This window comes from Phenylobacterium sp. (assembly GCF_022402485.1).
In the GTDB taxonomy this organism is placed as follows: Bacteria; Pseudomonadota; Alphaproteobacteria; order Caulobacterales; family Caulobacteraceae; genus Phenylobacterium.
In genome coordinates this window covers 163,022-188,965 of the sequence record NZ_JAKRSA010000023.1, presented here as the reverse complement: position 1 = coordinate 188,965, position 25,944 = coordinate 163,022, and the positions used below count along the sequence as shown (strand labels likewise).

Annotated in this window: 25 protein-coding genes; 12 read left to right on the top strand and 13 right to left on the bottom strand. The window is 66.9% G+C overall.

What is annotated here, in order from left to right; genetic code table 11:
• Window positions 1-207 precede the first annotated feature (207 nt).
• Entirely contained in the window at window positions 208-1,398 is a 1,191-nt protein-coding gene (locus MH112_RS09010) for an acyl-CoA dehydrogenase (RefSeq protein ID WP_296566736.1), read from the bottom strand.
• A 574-nt stretch (window positions 1,399-1,972) separates the two neighbouring features.
• Between MH112_RS09010 and chpT the strand changes: the two genes are divergently transcribed.
• The 3 genes from chpT (at window position 1,973) to MH112_RS08995 (ending at window position 4,000) form a co-directional block, all read left to right on the top strand.
• Complete coding sequence (gene chpT / locus MH112_RS09005; RefSeq protein ID WP_296566731.1) at window positions 1,973-2,662, top strand: histidine phosphotransferase ChpT; 690 nt, start codon at window positions 1,973-1,975, stop codon at window positions 2,660-2,662.
• Between the two features lie 148 nt (window positions 2,663-2,810).
• A complete protein-coding gene (locus MH112_RS09000) occupies window positions 2,811-3,176 on the top strand; it encodes a response regulator (RefSeq protein WP_296566728.1) in 366 nt (121 codons plus the stop codon).
• The gene (locus tag MH112_RS08995) at window positions 3,173-4,000 is read left to right on the top strand and encodes a protein-glutamate O-methyltransferase CheR (RefSeq protein ID WP_296566726.1); all 828 of its coding nucleotides are present in this window, start codon (window positions 3,173-3,175) and stop codon (window positions 3,998-4,000) included. Before MH112_RS09000 ends, MH112_RS08995 begins: the two co-directional genes overlap by 4 nt.
• A 112-nt stretch (window positions 4,001-4,112) precedes the next feature.
• Here MH112_RS08995 and MH112_RS08990 read toward each other — a convergent pair whose 3' ends face one another.
• Genes MH112_RS08990 through MH112_RS08975 form a run of 4 tightly spaced genes read right to left on the bottom strand, consistent with a single transcriptional unit; the run spans window position 4,113 to window position 6,816 of the window.
• Window positions 4,113-4,250: an entericidin A/B family lipoprotein gene (locus tag MH112_RS08990; RefSeq protein WP_296566724.1), complete on the bottom strand. Its 138-nt coding sequence runs from the start codon at window positions 4,248-4,250 to the stop codon at window positions 4,113-4,115.
• Between the two features lie 48 nt (window positions 4,251-4,298).
• A complete protein-coding gene (locus MH112_RS08985; RefSeq protein ID WP_296566722.1) occupies window positions 4,299-6,008 on the bottom strand; it encodes a sensor histidine kinase in 1,710 nt (569 codons plus the stop codon).
• Between the two features lie 20 nt (window positions 6,009-6,028).
• Window positions 6,029-6,622, bottom strand: coding sequence for a sigma-70 family RNA polymerase sigma factor (locus MH112_RS08980; protein ID WP_296566719.1), 594 nt, complete (start codon window positions 6,620-6,622; stop codon window positions 6,029-6,031).
• A complete protein-coding gene (locus tag MH112_RS08975; protein ID WP_296566761.1) occupies window positions 6,622-6,816 on the bottom strand; it encodes a NepR family anti-sigma factor in 195 nt (64 codons plus the stop codon). The genes MH112_RS08980 and MH112_RS08975 overlap by 1 nt, the downstream gene beginning before the upstream one ends.
• 236 nt (window positions 6,817-7,052) lie before the next feature.
• On the opposite strand from MH112_RS08975, the gene MH112_RS08970 reads away from it, so the two are divergent.
• Window positions 7,053-7,850 carry a response regulator gene (locus MH112_RS08970; protein ID WP_296566716.1) on the top strand — a complete coding sequence of 266 codons (798 nt, stop codon included), beginning with the start codon at window positions 7,053-7,055 and terminating at the stop codon, window positions 7,848-7,850.
• A gap of 147 nt (window positions 7,851-7,997) precedes the next feature.
• On the opposite strand, the gene MH112_RS08965 is transcribed toward MH112_RS08970, so the two are convergent.
• The gene (locus MH112_RS08965; RefSeq protein ID WP_296566714.1) at window positions 7,998-8,282 is read right to left on the bottom strand and encodes a hypothetical protein; all 285 of its coding nucleotides are present in this window, start codon (window positions 8,280-8,282) and stop codon (window positions 7,998-8,000) included.
• 465 nt (window positions 8,283-8,747) lie between these two features.
• A complete protein-coding gene (locus tag MH112_RS08960; RefSeq protein ID WP_296566709.1) occupies window positions 8,748-9,092 on the bottom strand; it encodes a YMGG-like glycine zipper-containing protein in 345 nt (114 codons plus the stop codon).
• A 169-nt stretch (window positions 9,093-9,261) separates the two neighbouring features.
• On the opposite strand from MH112_RS08960, the gene MH112_RS08955 reads away from it, so the two are divergent.
• Genes MH112_RS08955 through MH112_RS08945 form a run of 3 tightly spaced genes read left to right on the top strand, consistent with a single transcriptional unit; the run spans window position 9,262 to window position 11,393 of the window.
• Complete coding sequence (locus MH112_RS08955) at window positions 9,262-9,681, top strand: hypothetical protein (RefSeq protein ID WP_296566706.1); 420 nt, start codon at window positions 9,262-9,264, stop codon at window positions 9,679-9,681.
• A gap of 9 nt (window positions 9,682-9,690) precedes the next feature.
• Window positions 9,691-10,614, top strand: a complete 924-nt coding sequence (locus MH112_RS08950; protein WP_365786742.1) for a diacylglycerol kinase family protein — start codon at window positions 9,691-9,693, stop codon at window positions 10,612-10,614.
• On the top strand, window positions 10,611-11,393 hold the full coding sequence (locus tag MH112_RS08945; protein WP_296566703.1) for a metallophosphoesterase: 783 nt from the start codon (window positions 10,611-10,613) through the stop codon (window positions 11,391-11,393). The genes MH112_RS08950 and MH112_RS08945 overlap by 4 nt, the downstream gene beginning before the upstream one ends.
• A 62-nt stretch (window positions 11,394-11,455) precedes the next feature.
• Here the strand turns inward: MH112_RS08945 and MH112_RS08940 are convergent, their stop codons facing one another.
• The 3 genes from MH112_RS08940 to MH112_RS08930 all read right to left on the bottom strand — a co-directional run bounded on the left by MH112_RS08940 (window position 11,456) and on the right by MH112_RS08930 (window position 13,030).
• Window positions 11,456-12,097: a superoxide dismutase gene (locus tag MH112_RS08940; protein WP_365786755.1), complete on the bottom strand. Its 642-nt coding sequence runs from the start codon at window positions 12,095-12,097 to the stop codon at window positions 11,456-11,458.
• A gap of 220 nt (window positions 12,098-12,317) precedes the next feature.
• Complete coding sequence (locus MH112_RS08935; RefSeq protein ID WP_296566698.1) at window positions 12,318-12,716, bottom strand: hypothetical protein; 399 nt, start codon at window positions 12,714-12,716, stop codon at window positions 12,318-12,320.
• Window positions 12,713-13,030, bottom strand: a complete 318-nt coding sequence (locus MH112_RS08930; RefSeq protein ID WP_296566695.1) for a DUF883 C-terminal domain-containing protein — start codon at window positions 13,028-13,030, stop codon at window positions 12,713-12,715. The genes MH112_RS08935 and MH112_RS08930 overlap by 4 nt, the downstream gene beginning before the upstream one ends.
• A 166-nt stretch (window positions 13,031-13,196) precedes the next feature.
• Here MH112_RS08930 and MH112_RS08925 point away from each other — a divergent pair, with 166 nt between their 5' ends.
• Window positions 13,197-14,615 (top strand): HWE histidine kinase domain-containing protein, encoded by a 1,419-nt coding sequence (locus tag MH112_RS08925; RefSeq protein ID WP_296566692.1) that lies wholly within the window; start codon window positions 13,197-13,199, stop codon window positions 14,613-14,615.
• Between the two features lie 3 nt (window positions 14,616-14,618).
• On the opposite strand, the gene MH112_RS08920 is transcribed toward MH112_RS08925, so the two are convergent.
• Window positions 14,619-15,827, bottom strand: a complete 1,209-nt coding sequence (locus tag MH112_RS08920; protein ID WP_296566689.1) for a CaiB/BaiF CoA-transferase family protein — start codon at window positions 15,825-15,827, stop codon at window positions 14,619-14,621.
• Between the two features lie 105 nt (window positions 15,828-15,932).
• Here MH112_RS08920 and MH112_RS08915 point away from each other — a divergent pair, with 105 nt between their 5' ends.
• From MH112_RS08915 to MH112_RS08900, 4 genes are all read left to right on the top strand, one after another.
• On the top strand, window positions 15,933-16,529 hold the full coding sequence (locus MH112_RS08915) for a DUF4142 domain-containing protein (RefSeq protein WP_296566688.1): 597 nt from the start codon (window positions 15,933-15,935) through the stop codon (window positions 16,527-16,529).
• A gap of 93 nt (window positions 16,530-16,622) precedes the next feature.
• Window positions 16,623-17,303, top strand: a complete 681-nt coding sequence (locus tag MH112_RS08910) for a fumarylacetoacetate hydrolase family protein (RefSeq protein WP_296566687.1) — start codon at window positions 16,623-16,625, stop codon at window positions 17,301-17,303.
• A gap of 2 nt (window positions 17,304-17,305) precedes the next feature.
• Window positions 17,306-17,944 carry a maleylacetoacetate isomerase gene (maiA, locus tag MH112_RS08905; RefSeq protein ID WP_296566685.1) on the top strand — a complete coding sequence of 213 codons (639 nt, stop codon included), beginning with the start codon at window positions 17,306-17,308 and terminating at the stop codon, window positions 17,942-17,944.
• Between the two features lie 40 nt (window positions 17,945-17,984).
• Entirely contained in the window at window positions 17,985-18,599 is a 615-nt protein-coding gene (locus MH112_RS08900; protein ID WP_296566684.1) for a carbonic anhydrase, read from the top strand.
• Window positions 18,600-18,624: 25 nt separating this feature from the next.
• Here MH112_RS08900 and pbpC read toward each other — a convergent pair whose 3' ends face one another.
• Together pbpC and MH112_RS08890 are read right to left on the bottom strand one after the other, a co-directional pair.
• Complete coding sequence (pbpC, locus tag MH112_RS08895; protein ID WP_296566681.1) at window positions 18,625-20,664, bottom strand: penicillin-binding protein 1C; 2,040 nt, start codon at window positions 20,662-20,664, stop codon at window positions 18,625-18,627.
• A 50-nt stretch (window positions 20,665-20,714) separates the two neighbouring features.
• On the bottom strand, window positions 20,715-25,802 hold the full coding sequence (locus MH112_RS08890; protein ID WP_296566677.1) for an alpha-2-macroglobulin: 5,088 nt from the start codon (window positions 25,800-25,802) through the stop codon (window positions 20,715-20,717).
• Between the last annotated feature and the right edge of the window lie 142 nt (window positions 25,803-25,944).

Genomic DNA, 25,944 nt, shown 5'->3' with positions numbered 1-25,944 from the left:
TCGTCAGGCTCATAACCTGAAGGTCACAGGTTCAAATCCTGTCCCCGCACCCAAAACAACCCAAAGCCGCCAGACATAACGTCCGGCGGCTTTTTTGTCTTCAGATCACAGTATACAGCCTCAATACTTCCCGGGTGTGAATAACCGGACCCGCAAAAGGCGCAGGCCTATCCCCATCTGACGGGGCCCGTCAGATGGGGATGGGCTCTAGAACGCATTTTCACCCGTGATGGCCCGGCCGAGGATCAGGGCGTGGACGTCATGGGCGCCTTCATAGGTGTTGACGGTCTCCAGGTTCGCCGCATGCCGCATCACATGGTATTCGCCGCTGATGCCATTGCCGCCGTGGATGTCGCGGGCCTCCCGGGCGATGGCCAAGGCCTTACCGCAGTTGTTGCGCTTCATCAGGCTGATGGCCTCGGGCACCCAGGCCCCCTCATCGATCAGACGGCCGAGCGCCAGGGCACCTTCGAACCCTAGGGCGATCTCGGTCTGCATGTCGGCGAGTTTTTTCTGCACCAGCTGACGGGCGGCGAGGGGTTTGCCGAACACCTGGCGGCTCGCCACGTAATCCCGGCTGGCGTGCAGGCAGAACTCTGCGGCCCCCATGGCACCCCAGGCGATGCCGTAGCGGGCCTTGTTCAGGCAGGAGAAGGGGCCGCGCAAACCTGACACGCCCGGCAGCATCTGGTCCTCTGGCACGAACACATCGGCCAGGGCGATCTCGCCGGTCACCGAGGCGCGCAGGGACAGTTTGTTGGCAATCTTCGGCGTGGTCAGGCCCTCAGAGCCCCGGTCCACCAGGAAGCCGCGGATGACCCCGTCCAATTTGGCCCAGACCAGGGCCACATCGCTGATGGGGCTATTGGTGATCCACATCTTGGCGCCGTTCAGCACAAAGCCGCCGTCGACCTTCTTGGCCACGGTGCGCATGGAGGCAGGGTCAGAGCCGCCATCAGCCTCGGTCAGGCCAAAACAGCCGATGATGTCACCCCGCGCCATACCCGGCAGATACTTCTGCTTCTGAGCCTCGGAGCCGAAGGCATAGATCGGGTACATCACGAGCGACGACTGCACGCTCATGGCCGAGCGGTATCCGGAATCGATCGCCTCAACCTCCCGGGCGATCAGGCCATAGGCCACATGATTGACGCCGGCCCCGCCGTATTCCTCGGGAATGGTCGGGCCAAGAAAGCCCAAGGCCCCCATCTCATGCATGATTTCCCGGTCAAAGCGTTCCTCGGCATAGGCCGAGACCACCCGGGGCAGCAGCTTGTCGCGGCAATAGGCCCGCGCTGAGGCCCACACCATCCGCTCATCCTCCGAAAGGCGGGCGGCAAGATCGAGGGGATCTTCCCAGCGAAAGGTCTTCTGAGCTTCTCCGGAATCCAGAGCCATGACGCGCCTCCTTTGGTCTGTGGCAGTACGTTACCGCTGCGCTTATGGACCCAAATCGGCGTCACATACAGTCTTGCCGAGGGGCCTATCATCATCTGCCACCGGAAAAAGCCCCACCCGGGTGGGGCTCCGGGCGGGGCGAGGATCTGGCCGGGAGGCCACGTCAAGGGAGGAGCCGCCTGGGTCGTCAGACCCAACCTCAGTTCCTGAGAATGACTCCTAACAGAGCCCCGAGGGCAGGGCAATGCGAATCGTTCGCAGATTGGGAAAGCGACCCCGCAAAGGCAACCAAGCCGGACAGAAGGGGTTGGTTTGGCATGAGCGCCCGAAACGCCATTTCCGCCCGCCCCCTCCGCGCCATTGCATGGCTGGCGGCGCTGGCTTTTCTCGCAGGCTTTGCGGGTTATCTGGCCCTGAGCCCGCCTAGGCTGGATGGGGGGGTGTGGCTGGCAGGGCAGGCGCATTCTGCCCTCGTCCGGCCGGGCCTGGCCTCTGCGCGCGCGCCGCCTGGAGCAGACAAAAACGCCGACTAGGGACCTTCTCAGGCGCGACCAATCACGCCAGTCTGCCACGCATGACTGACAGCGCCGTTGAACCGCTAACCGCTGATCTGGTGACGCCCCCCGGTGCAGCCCAGATCGCAGCCTTCCTGGCCGCGCGCCTGTGCCATGACTTCATCAGCCCGGTGAGCGCTATCGTTTCGGGTCTGGATCTGCTGGACGATCCAGACGCCCAGGACATGCGCGAGGACGCCATGGGCCTGATCGCAGCCTCGGGGCGCAAACTCGCCGAGATGCTGTCCTTCACGCGGGTGGCGTTTGGCGCCTCGTCCTCGGCTGAAGTGTTTGATCCGCGGGAGCTGGAAGCCCTGGCTCAAGGAGTGTTTGCCCACCAGCGTGCGCAGCTGGAATGGATCGTCGAGACCGACAGCCTCGACAAGGTTTCAGCAAGGGCGGTGCTGAACCTGGCGCAGATGGCCGGCGCGGCCCTCCCCCTCGGGGGTGTCGCCAAGCTGAGGGCGGTCAAGGATGGCACCTCCACGGTGATCCTGGTGGAGTCTACAGGCCAAAAGCCCCGCTTACGTCCCGAGGTCATCGCGGGCCTGAGGGGCGAGCCGCTTCCCGATGGGGCCCTGCACGGTCATTGGGTTCAGGCCTATTACGTCCACCTTTTTGTCAGCGAGGCCGGCGGCAAGATCGTGGCTGAGGTCGGCGAGGAAAAGGTCACCTTCGCCGCGACTCTGCCCGGTGCAACTGCCGACTGACGGGCGCGCCCATGGGCCCTGGGTCGCCCAGCACCCCGATCTGGCTTTGCGCCCAAAACAGGGGGGCATCGGACCAGAACGCGCAAAACCATACGCCTCCTTAACCAGCAGGCCCGAAAACTGACCCGGTCAACTTGGGAGTGTTCGGTTGAGGACTTGCCTCATCGTCGATGACAGCCGGGTGATCCGAAAGGTCGCCCGCAGGATCCTGGAGGACCTTGGTTTCGACGTGGCGGAAGCCGCCGACGGAGCTGAGGCGCTTTCCTGGTGCCGCAGCACCATGCCTGATGTGGTTCTGCTCGACTGGAACATGCCGGTGATGAATGGCCTGGAGTTTCTACGCGGGCTTCGGATGGAGCCCGGCGGCAAGGGGCCCAAGGTCCTTTTCTGCACCGTTGAGAATGAAGTCAGCGCGATCCGGGAGGCCCTGGAAAGCGGCGCTGACGAGTACATCATGAAGCCCTTCGACAGCGAGATCGTGGCGGCGAAGTTTGCCCTGGCTGGCCTGACATGAAGCCCGACGACCGCGACCTTGTGGCCCAGCTGTGTGCTTCCCGCTCGGGCCAGAAGATCGATCCTGCCAAGGATTATCTGTTGGAGACCCGACTGGGCCCGGTGGCCCGTCGGGAGGGCTTTGAGAGCATCGCCGATCTGATGACAGGCCTGAGAACCAGTCGTGAGGAGCGGCTGATCTGGGCCATTGTCGAGGCCATGGCCGCCGGCGACACCAGCTTTTTTCGGGATCGTGCGGCCTTCGAACACTTCCGTCTCGTGCTGGCACCTGAACTGGCGCAAGGCCGGCCGGATCAACCCATTCGAATCTGGAGTGCGGCCTGCGCCACCGGACAAGAGATCCATTCCCTGGCCATGCTGGTGGATGACATGGCTGGGCAGTGGCCTGAGGTCCGCTTCGAGCTCTATGGATCTGACCTGTCAGAGCGCGCCCTGGAGAAGGCCCAGAGCGGCCTCTACACCCAGTTCGAAGTCCAGAGGGGGTTGCCGATTCGCAGCCTGATTCGGCACTTCGAAAAGGTCGACGATATGTGGGTGATTTCACCCCAACTCCGCCAGACCATCCGTTGGCGCAGGCTGAACCTGATCGGTGACATGTCCAGGGTCAGGGGTTTTGACCTGATCTTCTGCCGCAATGTGATCAGCGGCATGATCGAACCCGCCCGCCAGCGGGTCATTGAGAACTTGACAGCATCCTTGAATCCCGGCGGCAAGGTTCTGTTTGGGGCCGACGAGGACGTGGTCACCCCAGGCGAGGGTTTGCGACCTGTCGATGGCGCCCTGGGCCTTTTCGCCCTGCCGTCTGCCGATCGTGCGGCGGCCTGAGTCCTCCCTGTCTGACGTTCACCAACGCAAAAAACCCCGCCGCGGTGAGACCGGGCGGGGTTCTCTCTCAGTGGCCGGCCTCACGACAAAGGTGAGTTGTGCGGCCCTGGGTTTAGTTCTTGGCTTCTTCGGCTGAGCGGGTGACCGCGTCGCCCGCAGCTCCGACGTCCTGGCCTGCGCCGGAAATGGTGTTGCAGGCGGTGACGCCCAGGCTGGCGGTGAGGGCCACGAGAAGGAAGAGCTTGCGCATAGTGATCTCCAAGATCTTTGGGAAAGGCGGCGTCGCCAAGCTCAACGATCACGCCTGGTAGAGGTTCCCTTCCGCCTCTGAAATCGTCTGACGCAAGGTCGGGAAGGTCAGGCGTACAGTCACCCCACCAGCTTCGTTACGGACCAGTTCGGAGCGACCGCGGAGCTGCCGGGCGAACGCGGTCATCAAGGTGCGGCCGACGCCTGACCCTGACAGAGCTTCATCACTGGCCGTCCCATCGTCGGCGATTTCCAGCACGGCTGTGTCTCCAGTCACCCGAAAGTCCACGCTGAGGACGCCCCCCCGTCCGGCAAAGGCATGTTTCTGCGCATTGGTGATGGCTTCCACAGCAAACAGGGCCAGGGGCGCCAGGCGATCGGGCTCGATCATCAGGGTCTCGGTGTGGAGATCTGTGCGCACGGGTGGCCCACGCATGGACTCTCCAGCCACCAACTGCGCCGTCAGCTCCTCTAGGAATGGGCGCAGATCCACGCGTTTCAGATCTGGCCCCTGGTATAGGGCGCGATAGACCAGGGCGAGGGCCGATATCCGCTGGCGCGTATCCGACATTGCCGCCCGCGCGCCAGGATCAGTGAGGGCCCTTTGCTGCATGCTGAGCAGGCTTGAAATCACCTGCAGGTTGTTCTTCACCCGATGATGGATCTCTCGCATCAGGGCGTCCTTCTGGGCGAGCGACTCGCGCAGAGAGGCGTCCCGCCCGACGATGGCGTCGGCCATGTTCTCCATGGCCTCGGCCAGATCGTGAATCTCCAGGGGCATGTCCTCAGCCTGGGCAGGACGAACCGTCAGGCGGCCTCGACCATAGAGGGCTGCAATCCGCTGCAAATAGATCAGCCAGCGCACCACCACCCGGTCGACGGCGATGAACACCGAACCCAGCACAAGGACGAAGGTCAGAATAGGCAGGGCGAGACCTGTGAGGGGGTTCAGCCGGGCCCACGAAAACAGGCCCGGTGAGTCCGCCGAGAGGATCACGAACAGGCTGTCGCCCACCAGGGGGGCGGCGATGTGCACCCGGTGCTCCCCGCCTACCCTGGCATACCAGACGACGGATCCCTCCTCCTGAACCTGATTTTGCCAACCTGCTGGCGGGGAGGCAAAGGCCGCGGGGTCTGTCAGGCTGAGGTATCGCCCCGCGTCATCCAGCAAGGCCACCTCAGCCCCTTCGGGCAGGGCGGCAGCGGCCGTGCTGGGCTGCAGACTGGTCAGGGCGATGATGGCCGCCAGGGCACCATCAAACTCGCCGGCGGCGTTATAGGTTGGGGCCACGGCCATCAGGGCCGGCTTGTTGGCGTAGGCTACCCCTGGGTCGCGGGTGATGACCATGGCCCCCGTGGCGCGAACCTGTTGAAACCAGGGACGTCTGCCCCGGGTGGGATCGGTGGGCACAGTGCCCGCAGCACAGGCCACCCGGCCTGCCCGGTCAAAACGGATAAGATTCTCGTAGCCCGGAATCCGCGCCCTCACCTCGGCCAGTCGTAGCGCACAGTCAAAGCCTATTGAACCCGGCCCCAGGGTCTCCAGCAGAATGTCGGCGGACTCCATCCGCGCCCGGGCGTCGGCCGCGCCCCGCTGCGCCGCGGACCCCAGGGTTTCGCGGACCTGCATCCGTTCATGGTTGAATGCGAGCCCGGTTTGGATGGCACCCAGGATCAGCACCGGGGCCAGGGCTGCTGCCGTGGCGGCGATGAGGCGCAGCCGGATGGTGCCAAGCGCGGCCCAGGGTTCCCCGTTCATGACCTGGCCCCCCCGGGCCGTCAGCGTGCGGTGCTAAGCCGTTCAGCGTCGGCCAGGATCGACCCCATAGCGTCTCCGGCGGCCCTGCCGTCACGGTCGTAGGCCCCAGCTTCCAGGATCGCCAGCAGCGCCCTGCGGGCCCGACTGACCCGGCTCTTGACCGTGCCGACCGCTACCCCGCAGATTTCGGCCGCTTCTTCATAGGCAAAACCGCCGGCCCCGACGAGGATCAGAGCCTCGCGTTGCTCGGGCGGCAGCATGCCAAGGCTCAGCCTCAGTTCGTTCAAGGCGACGGGCGCCTCGGGATCGTCCACCGCCACCAGCGTCCGTTCGGCGGCCTCCTGGTCAAGCTGGGTCTGGCGCCAGGAGCGCCGCTTCTCGGAGTAGAACTGATTGCGCAGGATCATGAAGGTCCAGGCCTTCATATTGGTGCCCATCTGGAAGCTGGCCCGGGCGTCCCAGGCCTTCATCATCGCATCCTGCGCCAGGTCGTCTGCGGCGGTGGCATTGCCGCAGAGGGTCCGGGCAAAGGCCCGCAGGTGCGGGATCAAGGTGACGATTTCCGCTTTAAAGGCTGCATCGAGGGCGGGGTCGCGGGGGCTGCGATCCACCATCAGCCTTGCTCCGCCGACTTGTCAGCTCTGCGCAATATGTCGAGGAAGTCGTCCGGGATGGGTTCATTGACCACCTCGTCGAACATCTGCCGCAGGCGCACGCCAATGGCCTGTTGTCGCAGGCGTGCCTCGTCCAAGGCTGCAGCACTGATTTCGGGCCCGACCGACGGAAGTTCGGATTGGTGTTCGATCATATCCCCGGCGTTCCGCACAGGCGGCGAACGCCCCTTCATGCTGTCATCCTGATCGCTCAAACGTCCGGCCCCCCGTCCAGTTCCAAGAAACGGCGTCGCCGCCTCAACTCAGCATGTCGAAAACGCCGGATGCGGGGAACCGGTTCCCTCTTGTGACGTTCTGTGAGGTTGATGGATCAAACGTGCTCGCATGAGAGGCGGTCGCGTACTTACGCTTGTCACTTCGGGAGGGGTCATTGAGTCTTCTAGCCAGGCTGGCGCCACATCTGCCCTATGTTCGACGCTATGGTCGCGCCCTGACCGGGGACCAAACAACGGGAGACCACTATGTCCGGGTGGCTCTGGAGGCCATTGCGGCCGGTGAAAAGGCGCTTGATTCAGCCCTGACCCCACGGGTCGCGCTCTATCAGGTCTTCCACGCCATCTGGTGCACCACAGGCGCTCAACTCGAGGCACCGGCCTCCGAGGGGACGGTTGACGACGCCAACGCCCGGCTGATGCGCATCGCGCCACGCTCGCGCCAGGCCTTTTTGCTCACCGCTCTGGAAGGCTTCACCCCGAGCGAGGCCGCTCAGATCCTTGGGGCGAGCTTTGATGAGGTGGGCGGCCTGATCGCTGAGGCACAATCGGAAATCGATGCCGAACTGGCCACCGATGTGCTGATCATCGAGGACGAACCGGTCATCGCCGCCGATATTGAGGCCTTGGTGACCGAGCTTGGCCATACGGTGATCGATATCGCTGCCACCCGCACTGAGGCGGTGGATGCCGTGGGACGAAACCGCCCTGGCCTGGTGCTGGCCGACATCCAGCTGGCGGACGGCTCTTCGGGGATTGATGCCGTCAAGGATATCCTGGCCAAGCTGGACGTACCGGTGATCTTTATCACGGCCTTTCCGGAGCGATTGCTCACGGGGGAGCGTCCGGAGCCGACCTTTCTGATCACCAAGCCCTTCCAACCTGAGACCGTAAAGGCGGCTATTGGACAGGCCCTGTTCTTCCATCCCCGTCGCAAGTCCAAGGCGGCAGCCTGAGGCCGGCCCCGCTCGCCCTCTGGGCGAGCGGGTGGTCCCCGGACCCCCTCGCCTGGCCCAGGCGTCTCATGCTTTTTTGGCCAGGCCTCATGTGCGGCGCGCCTTGGTGATGCTCCATCGCCTGCCATGCATCGGTCACCCCATGGGCTAGAGCTGGGGCGACGTTCCAGAGGGGGCGTCGGCGGCGTCGAGGTCGCGGATCTGCGGCGTCGGGGCGTCTTGCTCGAACATCTGTGCGTCGCTCGCCTGGCGGGCGGCGGAGGGATCGCCCTCGGCCAGGTCATCTGCTCGCATCAGCCACGCAGCCATCAGGCCCATAAAGGCCAGGGTGACCGAGACCAGCAGCACGATCATCATCGGCCGGCCCAGCGCCCCCTGTCGTACGGGGGTGGCGGCGATCTCTGTCGCGGTGTCGTTTGGGGCGTCGGCCATGCGGGGCTCCTTGGTAAGCTGGGTCTATGGAAGGCACCTGCGCTGCCAGACCCTGGGCAGCTCTGGGGGGCTGGCAGGTCTAGGCCCAGACGCTCCGGGCGGTTCATGCCTGTCTCCTGGGAGCCACCCTCGCAAACGCAACGCCGACCGTGGGCGTCTGTTCCCCCTGACGGCCATCGAGACGGCCATTTCACGCCAGCAGCAAAAAGTTCGTGACCCAGGGGAACGCCTTCAGGGGCAGGGCGTTGTGATGATGCGGAGGCAGCGACGCCCCCCCGACTTGAGGTTGGCGACACTCCGCCAGCCTGCTGCCTCCGCACCCCCCCAACTCTCGATGTTACCCCCTTCGGCGGACCCCCTCGGGTCCGCCGCTTTCTTTTGCCTTCAGCCATGTCGGGGCGCGGTGGCATGAAAAAGGGCGACCATCGCTGGCCGCCCTTGTGTCGAGCTTTGGATAGAGGCGGGTCAGTTACGCGCCTGACCATCTTCCCAGTAGTAGCGCTGGCTGGCGGAGTCGTAGAAATAGTACCGACCTGCGCGCTCATCGTAATACTGGCGACGGTTTGGAGCATTAGCCCCACAGCCACCGTCTTCGCGGCATCCCTTGTAGGCACCAGCCGCACCGCCAGCGACCGCGCCGATCGCCGCCCCCGTGGTCGCGCTGCCTGAGCCGACATTGTTTCCGATGACGGCGCCCGCCAGGGCACCCAGGGCCGCACCGCCGGCGGCATTACGTTCCACCGTGCCGGTGGAGGTACAGGCGGCCGCCAGAAGGCCCGCCCCTGCGATCGCGATAATTGACTTCATCATTCCAGGCTCTCCTTGCGCTTGTGCCGAACGTCAAACGCCAGCGCGTGGGATGAGGTTCCCGAAACCGGACGCGCCGACAGATCCGGGTTCGGGGGCCAGAAGCTGTCAGGCGGAACCCCTGGCGGTCCCCGCCGTTAGCTTGGCCGCAACAACAAATGGAGCGCCCCGCATGTGGCCGCGATCTGCACGACACGGCCGCGAGGGCCTGCCTCTGAATGTCACCCATCCCGAGGCGGCTGAGCTTGCCCCCGCAGCCGACCAAAGGGACATCGAGCTGGCCTATGAGCGAGGCCTGCATGAGGGCCGCGACGTGGAACGACGCCGGGGTCGTCATCCGGTTGCCGCGCTGTTGATCGGACTGGTCGCCGTGGCAGGAGCCGTCATACTGGGCACTGCGGCCTGGTATGGGTCGTTCGGCAAGGGCGGTGCGGTCGTGGATCAGAAGCTGTCGGTGGTCGCTGATCGAGCTGAACCTGGACTGCGCGCGGCGGCTGGCGAGGCTGGCGAGGTTCTGGCCGGGGCAGGTGCCTCCCTAGAGGCAGCGACCCAGCCTTCGGACAGCGCGGCACCGATTGATGAAGCCCATTAGGACCTCTCCGTGATTTCGGGTGTTCGTAAAGTCGAAGTGGTCCTGAATCTGGCCTCGGGCAGCGTCTCGGCTGACGCGCCGAGAGAGGCCGGGGAAATTCTGGCCCAGTACGGGTTGAGCTCCAGGGTTCAAGCCGCAGCCCCAGAGGGTTTGAGGCAAAGCCTGAAGGCGGCCATAGCCGCCAGCCCCGACCTACTGGTCGTGGTGGCCGGAGATGGCACAGCCCGCAGCGCAGCTGAGCTTTGCGGAAAAGACGGCCCGCTCTTTGCGCCCCTGGCTGGCGGGACGATGAACATGCTGCCGCATGCCATCTATGGTGCTCGTCCCTGGCAGGAAGCCTTGGTGGACATCCTCGATAGCGGGGTGGAGCGGCCCCTGGCGGGGGGCACGGTGGACGGCAAGCTCTTCCTGGTGGCCGCTATTCTCGGAGCGCCAGCCCTCTGGGCTCCGGCCCGGGAGGCCATGCGCCAGGGCAAGGCCCGCCTGGCGCTGGAGCGGGCGCGCACGGCGTGGTCCCGGGCCTTTTCCAGTCGGCTTCGGTATGTGATCGGCTCAGGGGGCCGGCAGAAGGGGGAGGCGGTGATCTTCATGTGCCCGACCGCAAGCCGGCGGCTGTCGGATGATGAGCAGGCCCTGGAGGCCGCTGGCCTTGATCTCAGCAGCGCTCTGGAGGCCGTCCGGCTCGGACTGAATGCGGCGGTCGGCGACTGGCGCAATGACCCTGCGGTTGATCTTGGCCTGTGCCGGCAGGCCCGCGTCTGGGCGGCCAGGGATATCCCTGCCCTGCTGGACGGCGAGACGGTCCAGCTCGGCCCGATGGCCAGGGTCGCCTTCGTGCCGCAGGTGGCCCGGGTGCTCGCCCCCAGCGACGAGCCGCCCCGGGGTGCCTGGGGTGACGTCGCCGCCAGCGCACTTGATCCGGCGGCGCCATGATCCGCATCGCTCAGCTGTCGGATATTCACTTTGGCGATGAGAACCTCACCGCCTTGGAAGCGGCCACGGCTCTGTTGCAGGACGATCCCCCCGATCTGACCCTGATCACGGGGGATATCACCCGCTTTGCCGAGGTGGCAGAACTGGAGACGGCCAGGGCCTGGCTAGAGCGATTGCCTCGGCCCTGGCTGGTGACGCCGGGCAATCACGATGCGCCTTATCTCGCCTGGTTTGAGCGTATTTTTGCGCCTTTTGCCCGGTTTGAGCAGATCATTGGGCCGGCCTGGCACCAGTCCCATCTCGATGATCAGGTCGCCGTGGCGGGGATCAATACCGCCCGCGGCGCACAGTGGCGGCTGAACTGGTCCAAAGGTCAGATTTCCCGCGATCAGGTGCGCACCGCCATCAGCTTCCTGGACGCCGCCCCGGCCGACCGGCTGCGCCTGGTGGCGTTGCATCACCCGCTCACTGAAATGATCGCTGGTCCCATGACCGCCCGGGTCTGGGGGGGTGCGGACGCCGCGCGGGCCTTCAGCGAATCCCGGGTCGACCTTGTGCTGTCGGGGCATGTGCACGCCCCCTTTGCCCTGCCCTATCCGTTCGCCGACGCGCGCACCTATGCTGTGGGCTGCGGTACCTTGTCGGTCCGGGAGCGGGGCGTTGCGGCCAGCTTTAACCTGATCGAGGCGGATGCCGAGGCGATCCGGGTCAAGGCGCTGGCCTGGTCAGGCCAACGGTTTGAGGCCTATCGGACCTGGTCCCTGGATCGACGCCGGTAAGCCGCTTGCCAGGCGACTTGCAGCCCCGGGCGGCTTCAAGCGCGCCCAGGGCTGCAGTTTGGTCAGGCCGTGGGCGCAGGGTGGTGCCAGGCCTCGCCCTTTCCCCGGGCGGCGTCATACTGGGCTGCGGCAAAGCTCCAGTTGGCCAGCTTGTCGAACCAGGCTTCGACAAAGGCCTTCCGGTCGTTTTGATGATCGAGATAGTAGGCATGCTCCCACACATCGCAGGTCAGCAGCGGCGTCAGACCTTGATGGGTGAGCAGATCATCGGCGTCGTGGGTCGAGAGCACCTTGAGCTTGTCGCCTTCGGCGGCGAGCCAGCCCCAGCCTGAGGCGAAGTGGTTCACCGACTCGGTGACAAAGGCGTCCTTCAGCTTGGCCAGGCTGCCGAAGTCCCGGTCGATGGCTGCCGCGAGATCCCCCTGCGGCTGTTGGGCCTGCCCGGTCATGCAGGTCCAGAAGAAGGTGTGATTGTAGGTCTGGGCGGCATTGTTGAAGAGCTTCTTCTGGGACGGGTCTGCCGCAGCGGCCCTGACCACGTCTTCCAAGGCTGTGGGGGTCCCACCCGCCGCCTTCAGCAGGTCATTGAGATTGTCGACATATTTGGCGTGGTGCTTGTCGTGGTGGAACCGCAGGGTTTCTGCGGAAATCACCGGGGACAGGGCGTCGTAGGCGTAGGGAAGGTCGGGGAGCTTGAACATCAGGGGTCCTTTGGCGGGCGCGCAGACGCGGTCAGTCAGCCACCGGCCCTGGCGCGCCCAAAGTCGGGACCGGCGGCGGCATTAGGAGTGTCATTTAGGATCTGCCCCGGGGCCCGCCTTGCTTGCGCGGGTGCCAGGGTCACCATCTCATTTCCGGGTCACGCGCCCAGAATGGTCTGACGGCGAAAGTCAGACCAGGCCGGGCGCAGGGCCTAAGGCGTGCTCAAGGCCGGCTGGACGAACGCCCGGCCAGATAGGCGCTGAGGGCCGTGGCGATCACCTTCGGGTTCTTCACTGCCAGGACGCCGGCGACGATGGTCACCAGGACGGCAGCACCGCTGGCTGCAAGGGGATGCTGGCGGGCGAGCCCGAAGGCCCGCGCCGTCAGACTGTCGTCCTCCTGCAGAACCTGGGGGACGGCTGGCCCCTTGCCCCGCGTTGCCAGAACGGCACCCGCCAGCAGTAGGGCGCAGACCAGAGCCAGAATCGCCGCTGCGCCGGCTGCCCCGATGGGACCGGCCAGAACAGCGAACAGGGCATAGCCTGCCGCACCGACGCATATCAGCGTCAGGGCCGCCAGGGTCGCGAGACCGATGACCCCCAGGAGGGCCTTCTCAATCAACGCCGACCGCCGGCAAGCAGCAGGCCGATGACCACGCCAATGCCGATGGCCACGCCGGTGGCGGCCAACGGCCGTTCCCGAACATGCTCGACCACATAGCGCTGGGCTTCTTCGATCTGATCACCGGCTGTGTCGGCATAGGCCCGCGACTGGGCGCGGATCTGCTCCACACCGTCCTGGACGGCGCGCTCGAAATGCTTGGCGGCGTCGCGGAAGGTCCGCTGAGCGTCTTCAGCCAGAACCTGGGCGGATGCCGCTGCGGAGCTGGCGGCGGCCTTGGCTTCGCTTGTGGCGCGGTCAGTAGCGGTCGACATGCAGTATCTCCAGAGGTTCGAGGTCCCCGCGCGCCTCGCACAGGGCTCTGCCAGAACGTCACATAGGCGAGTGCGGTTCCAGGTTCCAGGCCAAGGTGCGTCAAATCTTCGCAAGCCTTGCACGGTTCTTGTCGCTTCGTCCGGCACCGGGCGCTAGGCTTTGGTCATGGTCGACGACACCAAGCGCGCGCGCCTGAATATGGAACATCTGGAGCTGGCGCTTCAGACGGCCGGCCTGGGCGAGTTCCAGTACGATGTGCCGGGTGACTTTTGCATCGTCAGCGAGCGCATGGCCGCCATCACCGGCGGCTCGGCGGGCTACATTGCCGCTGACGGAGGCCGGGCCCTGCTGCCGCGGATCCATCCGGACGATCTCGTTGAAACCACCCGCCACATGTTGGCCGGCCTTGAGTTGAACGATCGCTATGCGGTGGAGTGCCGTGCTGCGCCCCAGCCTGACCAGGCCGTTGTATGGCTCCGAGTGGTGGCCCAACGGATCCGCGACGAGGCGGGCGAGATCCAAGGCATCATCGGCATTGTCGAGGACATCACCACCCGTCGTCTCGAGGAGCAGCAGCGCCACGCCCTGATGGCCGAGATTGACCACCGGGTGAAGAATGTCCTGGCGACGGTCCAGGCCCTGGCGGTCCAGACGGCCAAGCGCACCTCCTCCATGGACGGCTTCCTGCAGACCTTCCTGGGGCGGCTGAAATCCATGGGCTCGGCCAATGAGCTCCTGACCGCCGCCCGCTGGCGCGGCGCGGCGATTGATCATCTGGTGTCAGCGGAGCTTGGCGGTCTTGCGCCCGGTCAGACCCGCTGGGAGGGGCCAGAACTGTTTCTGACGCCGCGGGCGGCCAATGCCGTGTCCCTGGCCTTGCACGAGCTGGCCACCAACGCCCTGAAGTACGGCGCCCTGTCTGTCGAGACCGGACGGGTCGATGTGGTCTGGAAGCTCACACCTTCTGGTGGGTTCAGCCTGGACTGGACCGAGTCGGGCGGTCCGGTGGTGTCGCCCCCGGCTCGGACGGGGTTTGGTACGACCTTGCTCAGCCAGGTGACCGGGCGCGAGCTGAATGGTCTGACCGCCCTAGAGTTTCCCTCGACGGGTGCGCGGGCGAGGCTGAAGGCCGGTCCCGCAGCGGTGGTTGGCCGTCCTGATATGGTCCCTGAAACCCCCGTCGGCCGCACAGTAGAAACGGCGACCAGCCCGGCTGCCCCCGTGAACCTGGCCGGTGCCAGAGTGCTTATTGTTGAGGATGCGGCCCTTCTGGCCATGGAGTTGGAGTCAGGCCTCTCCGAGGCCGGGGCTGTGGTGGTGGGACCGGCCTATGAGCTGGCCGAAGCCCTGGCCTTGCTCGATCAGCATCTGGACGCCGCCGTCCTGGACGCCAACCTCAATGGTCTTTCGGTCGGGCCAGTGGCCGACATCCTGGCGGAGCGGGGGGTGCCCTTTGTCTTCGCCACCGGCTACGGCGACGCTGGCGGCGCCCCTAGCGGCTTCGACGCTCCGGTCATCCGCAAGCCCTATGATGTCACCCAGGTGACCGCCGCTGTGGGCGATCTCCTGTCGTCGCGCAAATAGACCTCAGATGACGCCCCGGGCCCGAAGTCCGGCCACGGCTTCAGGCGAGAGGCCCGCCACACCCCGCAGCACCTCATCGGTATGGGCGCCAAGCTCGGGCCCTGGCCAGCGGACCTTGCCCGGCGTCGCTGACAGCTTTGGGAAGGCGTTCTGCATCCGCACCTGGCCAAATACGGGATGCGGCACGCTGACCACCGCCTCACGGGCAATGAAGTGGGGGTCCTCCAGCATGTCCGGAGCCCGATAGATCCGCCCGGCAGGCACCCCATGCTGCTCCAGCAGGTCCAGCAGGTCTTTCAAGGACAAGGTGACCGTCCAGGCGCTGATGATCTCGTCCAATTCCCCCTGTCGTTCGCCTCGGGCGGCATGGGTGGCGAACCGGGGATCAGCCGCCAGCGCCGGCTGGCCCATGGCTTCACAGAGCCGGGCAAAGACCGTATCGCCATTGCCGCCGATCACCGCCATGTCGCCACCGGCGCAGGGATAGGCGTTGGACGGGGCGATGCCAGGCAGGATCGAGCCCGAGCGTTCCCGCACATAGCCGGTCAGATCATATTCGGTAATCAGGTTCTCCATGACCCCCAGCACGCTCTCATAGAGGGCCGCGTCGATGACCTGGCCCTTCCCGGTGCGATCCCGCGCATGAAGGGCCATCATGATGCCCATGACAGCGTGCATGGCGGCGAGGCTATCGCCGATCGAGATACCGGCCCGCGCGGGGGGGCGATCGGGCTCGCCGGTGATGTGACGCAACCCCCCCATGGCCTCGCCGATAAGGCCATACCCCGCCCGTTCCGACAGAGGCCCAGTCTGGCCGTACCCTGAGATCCGCGCCATCACGAGACCCGGATGGGTCGCCGATAGGGCGTCATACCCCAGGCCCCATTTCTCCATGGCCCCAGGGCGAAAGTTCTCGATCACCACGTCAGCCTTGGAGATCAGGGTCCGGGCGATGTCCTGGCCTTCCACCTGGCGCAGATCCAGGCCGACGGACTTCTTGTTGCGGCCGATCACCGGCCACCAGGGCGACAGGCCTTGGGGCAGGCTGCGGCCCCATTGGCGCATGGGATCGCCCTTTCGGGGATCCTCGATCTTGATCACCTCGGCCCCGAAGTCTCCCAGGATCTGACCGCAGAACGGGCCCGCGATCAGCGTGCCCATTTCGATGACCCGGAGGCCGCTCAGCGGTCCGGGGGCGGGGGCTTCGGTCATGGGTGACTCCGACTTTCTGGGAACAGATCACGGCGGCGTGAGTTTTGAGCACAGCCGCATCGATCTGATGCGTCGTCCGAAATTGTCAACGTCCCAGGAGTTCCCATGACTCGCCACCTGCTCATCGCGAGCGCCGCCCTCGCCGCGCTTTCGCTCGCTGCCTGTGGTCAGCCGGCCGATCAGTCCGCCACGGCCCCTGCCGAAAGTGTCGTCCCAGACGCCAATCCGGCCGCCACCATTCCGACCTTGGCCGACGAGGCTTCGGCCCCGGACTTCAGCCGGTTGGCCGCCCAGAGCGACATGCTGGAGATCCAGTCCTCACAGCTCGCCGGTGAGCGCGCTCAGGACGGTGAGGTCAAGGCCTTTGCCCAGATGATGGTCGATGCCCATACCCAGACCACCCAGAACCTGAAGACGGCGATCGAATCTGCCGGCCAGTCGATCATCCTGCCGACCGTCCCCGACGAGGATGTGGCCGATGAGCTTCGTGACCTGCGCGAAGCCGCTGTCACTGAGTTCGACAGGGAATACATCGACCTGCAGGTCGACACACATCAGAAGACCCTGAACCTGATGCAGCGTTACGCCCGCGACGGCGATGTGCCCACCCTTCAGGCCTTTGCAGCGTCGACCGCCCCGACCATTCAGCAGCATCTGGACCAGGCCACGGCCCTTCAGACCCGCCTCAACAGTGCCAACTAAGGTCGCCTTCCTCTGACCTGTCTTTAGATCAGGCTTCCGTCCCCAGGGGCGGGAGCCTTTTCTTTGGCCGCGTGCAGGAGTAGGGCCTTGATCATGACCCAGTACGTCCTGCCCCCGCCCGCCGTCTCGGTTGTCCCTGTCCTGGGGACTTCGGAGGTCTTCCCCGTCCGACGGATCCTCTGCGTGGGGCGCAACTACGCCGCCCATCGCGCCGAGATGGGGGGAGACGATCGTGACCCGCCGTTCTTTTTCGCCAAGCCGGCGGACGCCCTGGTGACCCCAGGCTCAGACGTGGCCTTTCCCTCCATGACCAGCGACCTTCACCATGAGGTTGAACTGGTCGTTGCTCTGCGGGCAGGCGGTGCTGACATCCCGGTGGCAGACGCCCTTGACCGGGTCTTCGGCTACGCCGTCGGCTTTGATCTGACCCGCCGGGATCTGCAGGCCGCCGCCAAGGACAAGGGCCATCCCTGGGACGCCTCCAAGGGCTTTGATCAGTCTGCGCCGATTTCGGCCATCCGCCCCTGGAGCGGGCCTGCGCCTCAGGGTCGGATTTCCGCCACCGTCAATGGACAGTCGCGCCAGGACGCGGTGGTTTCCGACATGATCTGGAATGTGGCTGAGATCATCGCCCAGGCTTCGCGGCTCTGGTGCCTCGCGCCCGGGGACCTGATCTTTACGGGCACGCCTGAAGGGGTTGGCCCCATCGCCCGCGGCGACGAGGTGGCTGGGGCCGTGGACGACGTAGGTGAGCTTCGCTTCAAGGTGCTCTGAGCATGGGCCTCACCCTCTATAGCTACTGGCGGGCTACGGCCCCCTATCGCGTGCGGCTCGCACTTGGCCTCAAGGGCCTGGATTATGACTACATCCCCGTCAGCCTGCCCAAGGGCGAGCAACGGGCTGCCGACTATCTCCAGCTCAACCCCCAGGGCCTCACCCCCATGCTGGTGAGCGCAGATCAGGCCATGACCCAGAGCCTGGCGCTGATGGAGTGGTTGGAGGAGACTCACCCCGATCCGGCCCTGTTGCCCGCCGATCTCGCAGGCCGGCAGGTGGTGCGGGCCATGGCGGGGATCATCGCCTGCGATATCCACCCCCTGAACAACCTGCGTATCCAGCAGCAGCTGGCGGCCTTCGGGGTCAGCGAGGCCGACCGGCAGGCCTGGGTGGCCCGGTGGATTACCGAGGGGTTTGACGCCCTGGAGCCGATGATCGCCAGGCACGGCCAAGGCTTTGCCTTTGGGTCGACCCCTGGCCTCGCCGACTGTTGCCTGGTGCCTCAGGTCTATTCGGCCGAACGCTATGGTGTGGACCTTTCCGCCTATGGGGCCATAAGGGCCGCCGCCGAACGGGCGCGGGCGCTGCCGGCCTTCGTCGCGGCCCATCCAGACCGTCAGCCCGACGCGCCGGCCTGAGCGCCTGGACTTTGCGTAGCGTACCGCGAGGTAACTGAAGATGCTCGAGCACTTGAAGGCCAACAACCGGGCCTGGGCAGATGGCAAGCTGGCGGCGGACCCGGGTTTCTTCCAGCGGCTGGTGGGCCAGCAGAGCCCCGAATACCTCTGGATCGGCTGTGCAGACAGTCGGGTGCCGGCCAATGAGATCGTTGGGCTCGATCCTGGGGAGCTGTTTGTCCATCGCAATGTGGCCAATCTGGCGCCCCCGCAGGACGCCAACTACCTGTCGGTCCTCCAGTTCGCTGTCGATGTTCTGAAGGTGAAGCACATCCTCGTGGTCGGTCACTATGGATGCGGCGGCGTGGTGGCGGCTGTGGATGGCCAGAGGCGCGGCCTTGTTGACCACTGGCTGCATCCCATCCGCGAGGTCTATGCCGCTCATCGCGGGGAACTGGAGGCGCTCGGCGACAACCACGCCAAGCATGACCGTCTCTGTGAGCTGAACGTGATCCGCCAGGTGCGCAACGTTGCCTCGGATGTCTTTGTCCGCGACGCTTGGCTGCGGGGTCAGCCGCTCAGCGTGCACGGCTGGGTCTATTCCTTGTCCGACGGCCTGGTGAAGGACATGGACGTCACCTGCAACGGTCCAGACGACCTCGACCGCCTTTACTGAAGACGCCTGAGTCAGGCGTGCGGGGTCATCCCCCACGGACCCGAACCTGGGCCCGGGCGGTCTGGCCCCGACCGTTGACCACACTCAGATCATAGAAGCCTGGACCCTCCGGCCGCCAGAGCACCTGGCCGCTCAAGGGATCGGGGGCCAGGGGCTGGCCCGCCACATACCAGGCCAGGTCTTCGCCGCTGGCCGCCAGCACCAGGCCCCGCGACCCTGGGCCAAAGCCGTCCACCTGCACCACGGCCCCGTCCGGCGGAAAGATCAGCCGGGGGCCTTCGGTGTCTCGCATCTGGTCCTCCAGGGCGGGCGGCGCATGGCGTGGTGAAAGCGGCGCGGGCGCGGCCGGTGGGGCCTGCAACAGGTCGGCGACGTCGAACAGCAGGGGCAGGGCGGAGTCCCTGCCGGTCAGCCCGCCCCGCGCACCGCCATCGGCCCGGCCGCTCCAGACCACGATCACATGCCCCCCCACGATCCCGGCCGCCACCGCGTCCCGGAAACCGTAGGAGGTGCCGGTCTTGTAGGCCATCAGTGGCCGACCCCGGCTCAGCGCTGCTGGGGTGACCCCGGCCGGCGGCGGGGTTTCCCGCAGAATGGCCAGCACTTCGCCGGCGGCGGCCTCGCTCATCAGCCGCACCCCCCGGGTCTCGCGGCGGGTTGCGGCTTCAGCCTCTGTCCAGGCGAGGGGCCGCGCCAGTCCCCCGTCCCCCAGGGCACCATAGAGCACCGCCAGATCGCGCAGGGAGATACCGACGCCGCCCAGGGCGATGGCCAAGCCCGCGTCCCGGGTCTCGGCTCTGGGCCGCCACAGCTTTACCCCTGCCGCTTGCAGTCGTCCCTCGAAGGCTGCGGGCCCCAGACGGGCCAGGGTGTCGACCGCCGGCACGTTCAGGGAGTGCATCAAGGCCTCCCGGGCGGTGACCTGGTCATGAAAGACCCGGTCGAAGTTCTCCGGCTGATAGTCGGCATAGCGCCTCGGCGCATCGGCCATGCGGGTGTCGGGCGCTGCAAGGCCCTGTTCGAAGGCCATGGCATAGATGAACGGTTTGAGCGCTGAGCCTGGCGAGCGAAGCGCCTTCGTCATGTCGATCCAGCCCCCCGCCCGCTCTAGGCCCGCCGAGCCAACGGCAGCGCGCACGGCGCGGCCATCCAGGGCGACCACCAGAACCGCAGCTGTGGCGTCTGCCCCCTGTGCCCGTGCGGCCTGCGCCACCAGGGGCTCAAGCCGCCCCTGCAGGCCAGCGTCCAGGGTCGAGACGACTGAGGCCTGATCGGCCCGGGCGCTGCGGGCCAGCTCGCCCGCCACATGCCAGGCCAGGGCCGGGAAGGGCGCGCGGCCAGGCATGGGTTCCCCGGTCGCTTCCGCCGCTTCCATCGGGCTCAGGGCACCCGCCCGGACCATCTTGTCGAGCACCAGGTCTCGGGCTCGACGGGCGGCCTCCGGGCGCCGATCCGGCCGCCTGGCCTCCGGGGACTGGGGCAGGGCGATCAGCAGGGCCTGCTCCCCCGGTGTCAGGCTCGTAGGCTCATGACCGAAATAGGAAAGGCTGGCGGCCCGCACCCCCTCCAGATTGCCCCCGTAAGGGGCGAGGGTCAGATAGAGGGCGAGGATTTCACGCTTGGACAGCCGCGCCTCGATCTGCACGGCGCGGATCATTTCCACCAGCTTGGCCGGCAGGGTGCGGGGCCTGGGGGTCAGCAGGCGCGCGGTCTGCATGGTCAGCGTCGAGGCGCCCGAGCTGACCTCGCCGGTAAGCGCCGCTGAGCCCGCTGCGCGGATGACGGCCAAGGGGTCGACCCCTGGATGGTGCCAGAAGCGGGCGTCCTCCACGGCGATCAGGCGGTCGATGAAACTCTGATCGGTCCGGTCGAGATCGGCGCGGATGCGCCAGCGCCCATCCTCCACCGGCAGGGCCCGCAGCCAGGCCCCGCGACGATCCAGCGCCACAGGCGAGGCCTCCGCCCCCCGGGACAGGTCCGGCGGGAGCGCCACGTCCAGGCCAAGCAGGAGCACCTGGAGGGCCAGCGCGCCGATCAGGCCCTGGGTCAGCCGCCGCACTACCACCGGCGAGTCTACGGCCTGCTTGAGCCTCGCCCTTAAGGACCTCAGCGCCTTCACTGGCCGGGCGCGACCACCGTACGGCCAACGCTGGTGCGGGCGTTGACCGCCGGGCGATACATGTCCCTGGCCTCCGCCCCCGGCAGCAGGAAGTCCCCGGGGGTCACCGCCCGCGCCACATAGGCGAAGGCGAAGTCTTCCCGACCGGGCAGATCCATGGCTGCCACATAGCGATCATCCCTGGCTTCCTGCACATCGGCCGACGAAAGTTGCCCGAGGAAGCGGAATGGTCCGCTCTGGGCGTCGTCGGGCCCGAGCACGGTCTCGATCTCGAAGCCCGCCGGCAGGGGATCATCGATCACCAAGGCCATGGACCTGGCCTGTTGGGCGCGGCCAGAGACCACCACGATCACCCGGTCGCCCTGAGTCAGACTGGCGGGGTCGACGGGTCCGCCGGTGAAGCTCAATAGGCGCTTCTGGAGGGTGAGGCCGTTGCTGGCCGCTGCCGGGGCCGCGACAGGAGCCCCGGACACCGTGACCGTCCGCCAGACGGCGCCGGCACCTGCATTGACAAAGCGGGACTCCGCCAGCTTGCCCACCGCCCAGCGGGGTCCGCCGGCGACCGCCGCCAGGGGAATGGCCCCCGCGCCCTCGATCTTCAGGGGACCGGCTGCGGCCATCATGGCGTTGGCGGCTTGCAGCAGCCGCGCCTGTTCCTGGGTGTTGAGGGCCTCGGGGTCTTCGACGGCGTTCTCCAACCGCCCCTGCAGCTCCCGGGCGATGTCGGTTTCGCCGGCCTCATAGGCCAGGGCGATCACCGCCGCCAGGTCCCGTAAGGGGCTCTGGTACCAGTCGCTCTCCTCGCGATAGTTGAGCGACCGGACCGCCTGACGGAAGGCCGAGCGCGCCCGGGCCTTGTCCCCCATCAGGGCCAGACCCGCGCCCACATGCGCCTTGGCCAGGGGCGAGGCCTCGGTCTTCATCTGCACATCGTGCCACCACCGCAGCCGGCCCAGATCGCCCCGTCCCCCCTTGGCCAGGACATAGAGAGCATAGGCCGAGGCCCGTCGACGCATGGTCGCCGTGGCGGTCTCTGAGGCTTCAGGCGAGCCCGCCCACCAGCTGGGATACTCCAGTCGGTAGGAGATATTGGCCCAGCCCTCGGGGCGGGAGATGTGCCGCATGGCGCCTAGGGCCCGCTCCAGGGCGGCCGCCGGGACCGGGGCCCCGGCTTTCTGGGCTTCCACCAGGAAGTCGGTGGCGTAGGCACCGAGCCAGGCGTCAGCCTCCCCATCCCCGACCCGCCACATGCCAAAGGCACCGTCCAGGGTCTGGCGGTCCAACAGGCGGCTGACCGCCTGGTTCAGGGCCAGACTGGAGCGCCTGGCCTTGGGGTCTTGGGAGACATTGGCCGCGTAAAGCAGGGGATAGGCCGCCGACACCAGCTGTTCGGTGCAGCCATAGGGATAGCGCAGCAGGGACACCGCGATCGGCCCGGGGTCAAAGCCCCGGAACGGTGAATAGCTGACCTGCAGGGTCGCATCGCCGGCCGCCAGCCCGGCCAGCAGGTCTGGCGCAGGGGTGTAGGCGCTACCCGGCTGTTGCAGGGCCACGGTGGTCCGGGTTACCCGGCTCCAGCCCAGGCGGGTCTGGAGCGGATAGTCCCGCGTGCTGGTGAACCCTGGCCCGGTGACGGTCAGACTGACCTTGCCGATGCCCGCCGTCCGTGGGGCGTCCAGGGGAACCCGCTCGGCCAGACGCTGGCCCACAACCAGCTCATAGGCCTTGCGGAAGGGGGCAAGGAGGCCGCCCTCTCCGGTGAGCTGGGCGATGTATTCCCCGGCGCGTCCCTCGATATTGTGCAGTTCAAGGGTGGCGAAGGCCTTGTCCCCTGGCGCGAGGAAGCGGGGCAGGGCCAGCTCCGCCACCACCGGCTCGCGCACCAACAGGGGCTTGGAGGCCGAGCCGACGGCGTCGTCGGTCCAGGCCACCGCCATCAGTCTCAGCTCGCCGTTGAAGTCGGGCGCCGGCAACTGGATGGTCGCCTTGCCGTCCCGCCCGGTTTCGACCACCCCAGACCACAGGGCGACCGTCTTGATCGGGGTGACGGTCAGACCCTCACCGCCAATCTCGTCGCCCCCGAAGTTCACATTGGCCGGTGCCCCCAGATTGGGATCCAGCAGGCGGCCATAGTCGTCTCTGTAGTCCACGCCCAGGGCGCGCTTGCCGAAGTACCACTTGGCGGGATCAGGGCTGTCGTATCGGGTCAGGCGCAATATGCCCTCGTCCACGGCCGCCAGGGTCACCCGGACCCGCTGTCCCAGGCCTGCGCCCTTGACGGTGATCGGCACGGACAGGGCCTCTCTGGCCCCGGCCTTTTCGGGCGTGCCCAGATCCACTTCCAGCTTGCGGCCCTTGGGATCGAGGGGAACATAGACAAGACCGAGGGCCCGCCTGGGCTTGGGGGTCCGCACCGGGTCCCGGGGCTGGACGACGGTGACCATTACGTAGGCCCCGCCCCCCCAGCTGGCGTCACTCTGGAAGCGCACCGTGGCGCCGTTTTCACCGACGGTCAGGGTGCGGAAATCGAGCACCCGATCGGTGGCCACGGCCACCTGGACCTCGCCGGCGTAGGGCGGTTTCAGGGTGATCTCCACCGTGTCGCCCTGGGCATAGGCCTTGTCGCCGGCGCTGACCCGGACGATGTCGGGGGCCTCGGCGTCTTCGGCGGGCGCCCCCCAGCCGGAGGTGAAGCGGATCACGCTGGCTGCGCCGTCCGGCCCGGTCAGTTCAATGCGATAGTCGCCCCAGCCGAGCCGCCGGCTCAGGCGGGCGGGGTCTGCGGCGGCGAGATTAATTTCGCCCTGGGCCACCAGGGCGTCTCGGCTGGTGCGCCGCCATTGCCAGCGGCCGTCCTGCTGGAACCAGTCATAGTCCCAGTTCTCTGAAACCAGCCGCCAGGTGACGCCCGGGGCGGCCACCCGTCGTCCGGCACGATCAACGGCGATCAGGTCGAGGCTGACCGTGGGATCGCCCCCCCGGGCGCCATCGGCCTGGCTGACCTTGACCCCGAGATAGGTTGCGCGGGGGCGGATCTTCAGATCCAGGGACTCCCGCACCGGTCGGCCCCCAGGCTCGAAGACGCTGACCGTGGTGGCCGCTACCAGGGGCTGGGCGCTGTCGGCAGCCTGGGGCGGCAGGGTGATGATCGCCCGGCCCTCCCCGTCGGTGACCGTCCGGCCCAGATCGACGAAGGCTTCCTGGAACGGCGTCCGCTGGTCGCCCCATTGATAGCCTTCGAAGGCGGGGAAGGGGTCGTTGTCGACGCGCAGCCGCGCCTCGCCCTCGGCCTGCAGGCCCGAACCCGGCGCCCCGTAGAGGAAGCGTGCGTTGATATCGAGATTGCGGCTCTGCCCAGCCGCAACGGGGCTGGCTTCCTGGCCAGTCAGGGTCACCGCCAGCCGTTGTGGGGCAAAATCCTCGACGGCGAAGGTGATCTCCCCGGCCGGGCGCTCCAGGCCCTCGATCTCCAGACTGACCCGCCAGCGCCCCCGGGGCGCGCTGCGCGGCAAGGCGATGTCGGCGGCGACTGAGCCCAACGGCGCGCCGTCAAAGGCAAGGCGCTTGAACTCGACCCCAGACGGTCGGCGCACGACGATGGCACCCTTGCGGCCCTTGACTGCCCGAGCCTCTTGATCGCGCAGGAGTGCGTTCAGGTGGACGGTCTCGCCAGGCCTGTAAACCCCTCGATCGGTATAGACATAGGCGTCCACCACAGCTGCCGCCGTGCGCCCGGCGGTGCTCGGGGCCGTCTCGGTGATCCGACCCCCGACCCCCAGCCGCGACAGGTCCGCCGGCGGTCGGTCGAGGTCGAGGAGCGCAAGATCCCCCTGTGGCCCATAGGCCATGATCATCTTGGCCCGCAGGGCACCCTCGCCCTGGGTCAGGGCGGCGGCGAAGCGCGCGCGGCCCTGGCCATCGGTACGCGCTTCGGCGAGATCTTCGCCATTGGCGGCCACCAGGGCCACCCGAATCCCGGACTGTGGACGGGCGCTTTTCAGAGAGCGGACCACGACATCGGTCGCCTCTGTGCCGGTGTAGGCGCTCAGGGCCATGTCGGTGAAGATGATCCAGCGACGGGCCTGGGCCGGAGGATTGGAGTCATCCCCCGCAGTCAGGGTTCGCCCCCCCGAGGCGTCCCGAGCCTTGATCACATAGCCGCCGGGCTTCATCTCCCGCAGGACAGCCCCCAGGGGGAAGACGGTGGTGGCCCGTCGGCCGGCCTCACTGGTGACGTCGATCTCGCCGCTCCAGACCTTTTGGCCCTCCTGGTCAGGGCTGTCGGACCCCCAGTCATAGGCCCATTCGCCTTCGGCGGTCGGCTCGGGCGCGCTGATGGAGGTGCGGACAAGGTTGCGATCCGCGACCCGCCAGACTTCGATGCCCAGGCGGGTCACATTGACGGTTTCGATCCCGACCCCGTCAGACTCCTCCCGGGGCAGGATCACCCCGTCCCCGGCAAACCCGACGAAGGGCGGCTTTTCTCCAAAGGTGAAGTCGATGTCGGCATTGGCCTGCAGGGTCTCCCCGCCCCGCCCGGGCAGGCCCTTCAGCAGGGTCACCCGGCGCTCGGTAAAGCCCAGGCCGGCCACGCAGAGTTCGGCCCCGTCCACGGCGATGGCAGGGGTCTCGCCGAGATCGGGCGAAACCAGGACATAGTCCGCATAGGCCACCTGCGGATCGAGCGGGCGGCTCATCTCTATGCAGGCGCGGGGCTGGGCTGTGCTGGTATCCACCCGCGTGCGCCAGACGGCGAAACCCTCTGGGGCCGGCGCGCCACGACGCGGGGCGTCCGCGCCCCGGGGGCGACCAAACAGGGACCAGCCCTCAGGCGCAGTATCCGCGCCTGACACCGCCAGCCGCGGGATCCGCAGGACGTCTACCCCTTTGGCGGTCAGGAAGCCGCCTCCAAAGGCCGCAACGATCAGGACGCCCGCCAGGACGACAGGTGTCCGACCCTGGGTCAGTCGGCTGCGCAGCCCTCGCCACCAGGGTGCCTTGGCTGGTGCCGCCTCGGGGGGCTCGGATTGAGGTGAGGTGGGCTCGGGGGCCGCGGGATCGTGCGTGTCATCGTTCGACGTCATCAGCTTTATCCCGATCTGGCCGCGCAGCGAGATTGACTGGAAGGCGGACCCCCGTCGCCGTCAATCATCCAATGCGGGTTATCATCGCGCGCCTGGGCTTCTGTTTACCCTGTTCTGCGGACGGTTCGTTTACCCTGAGCCG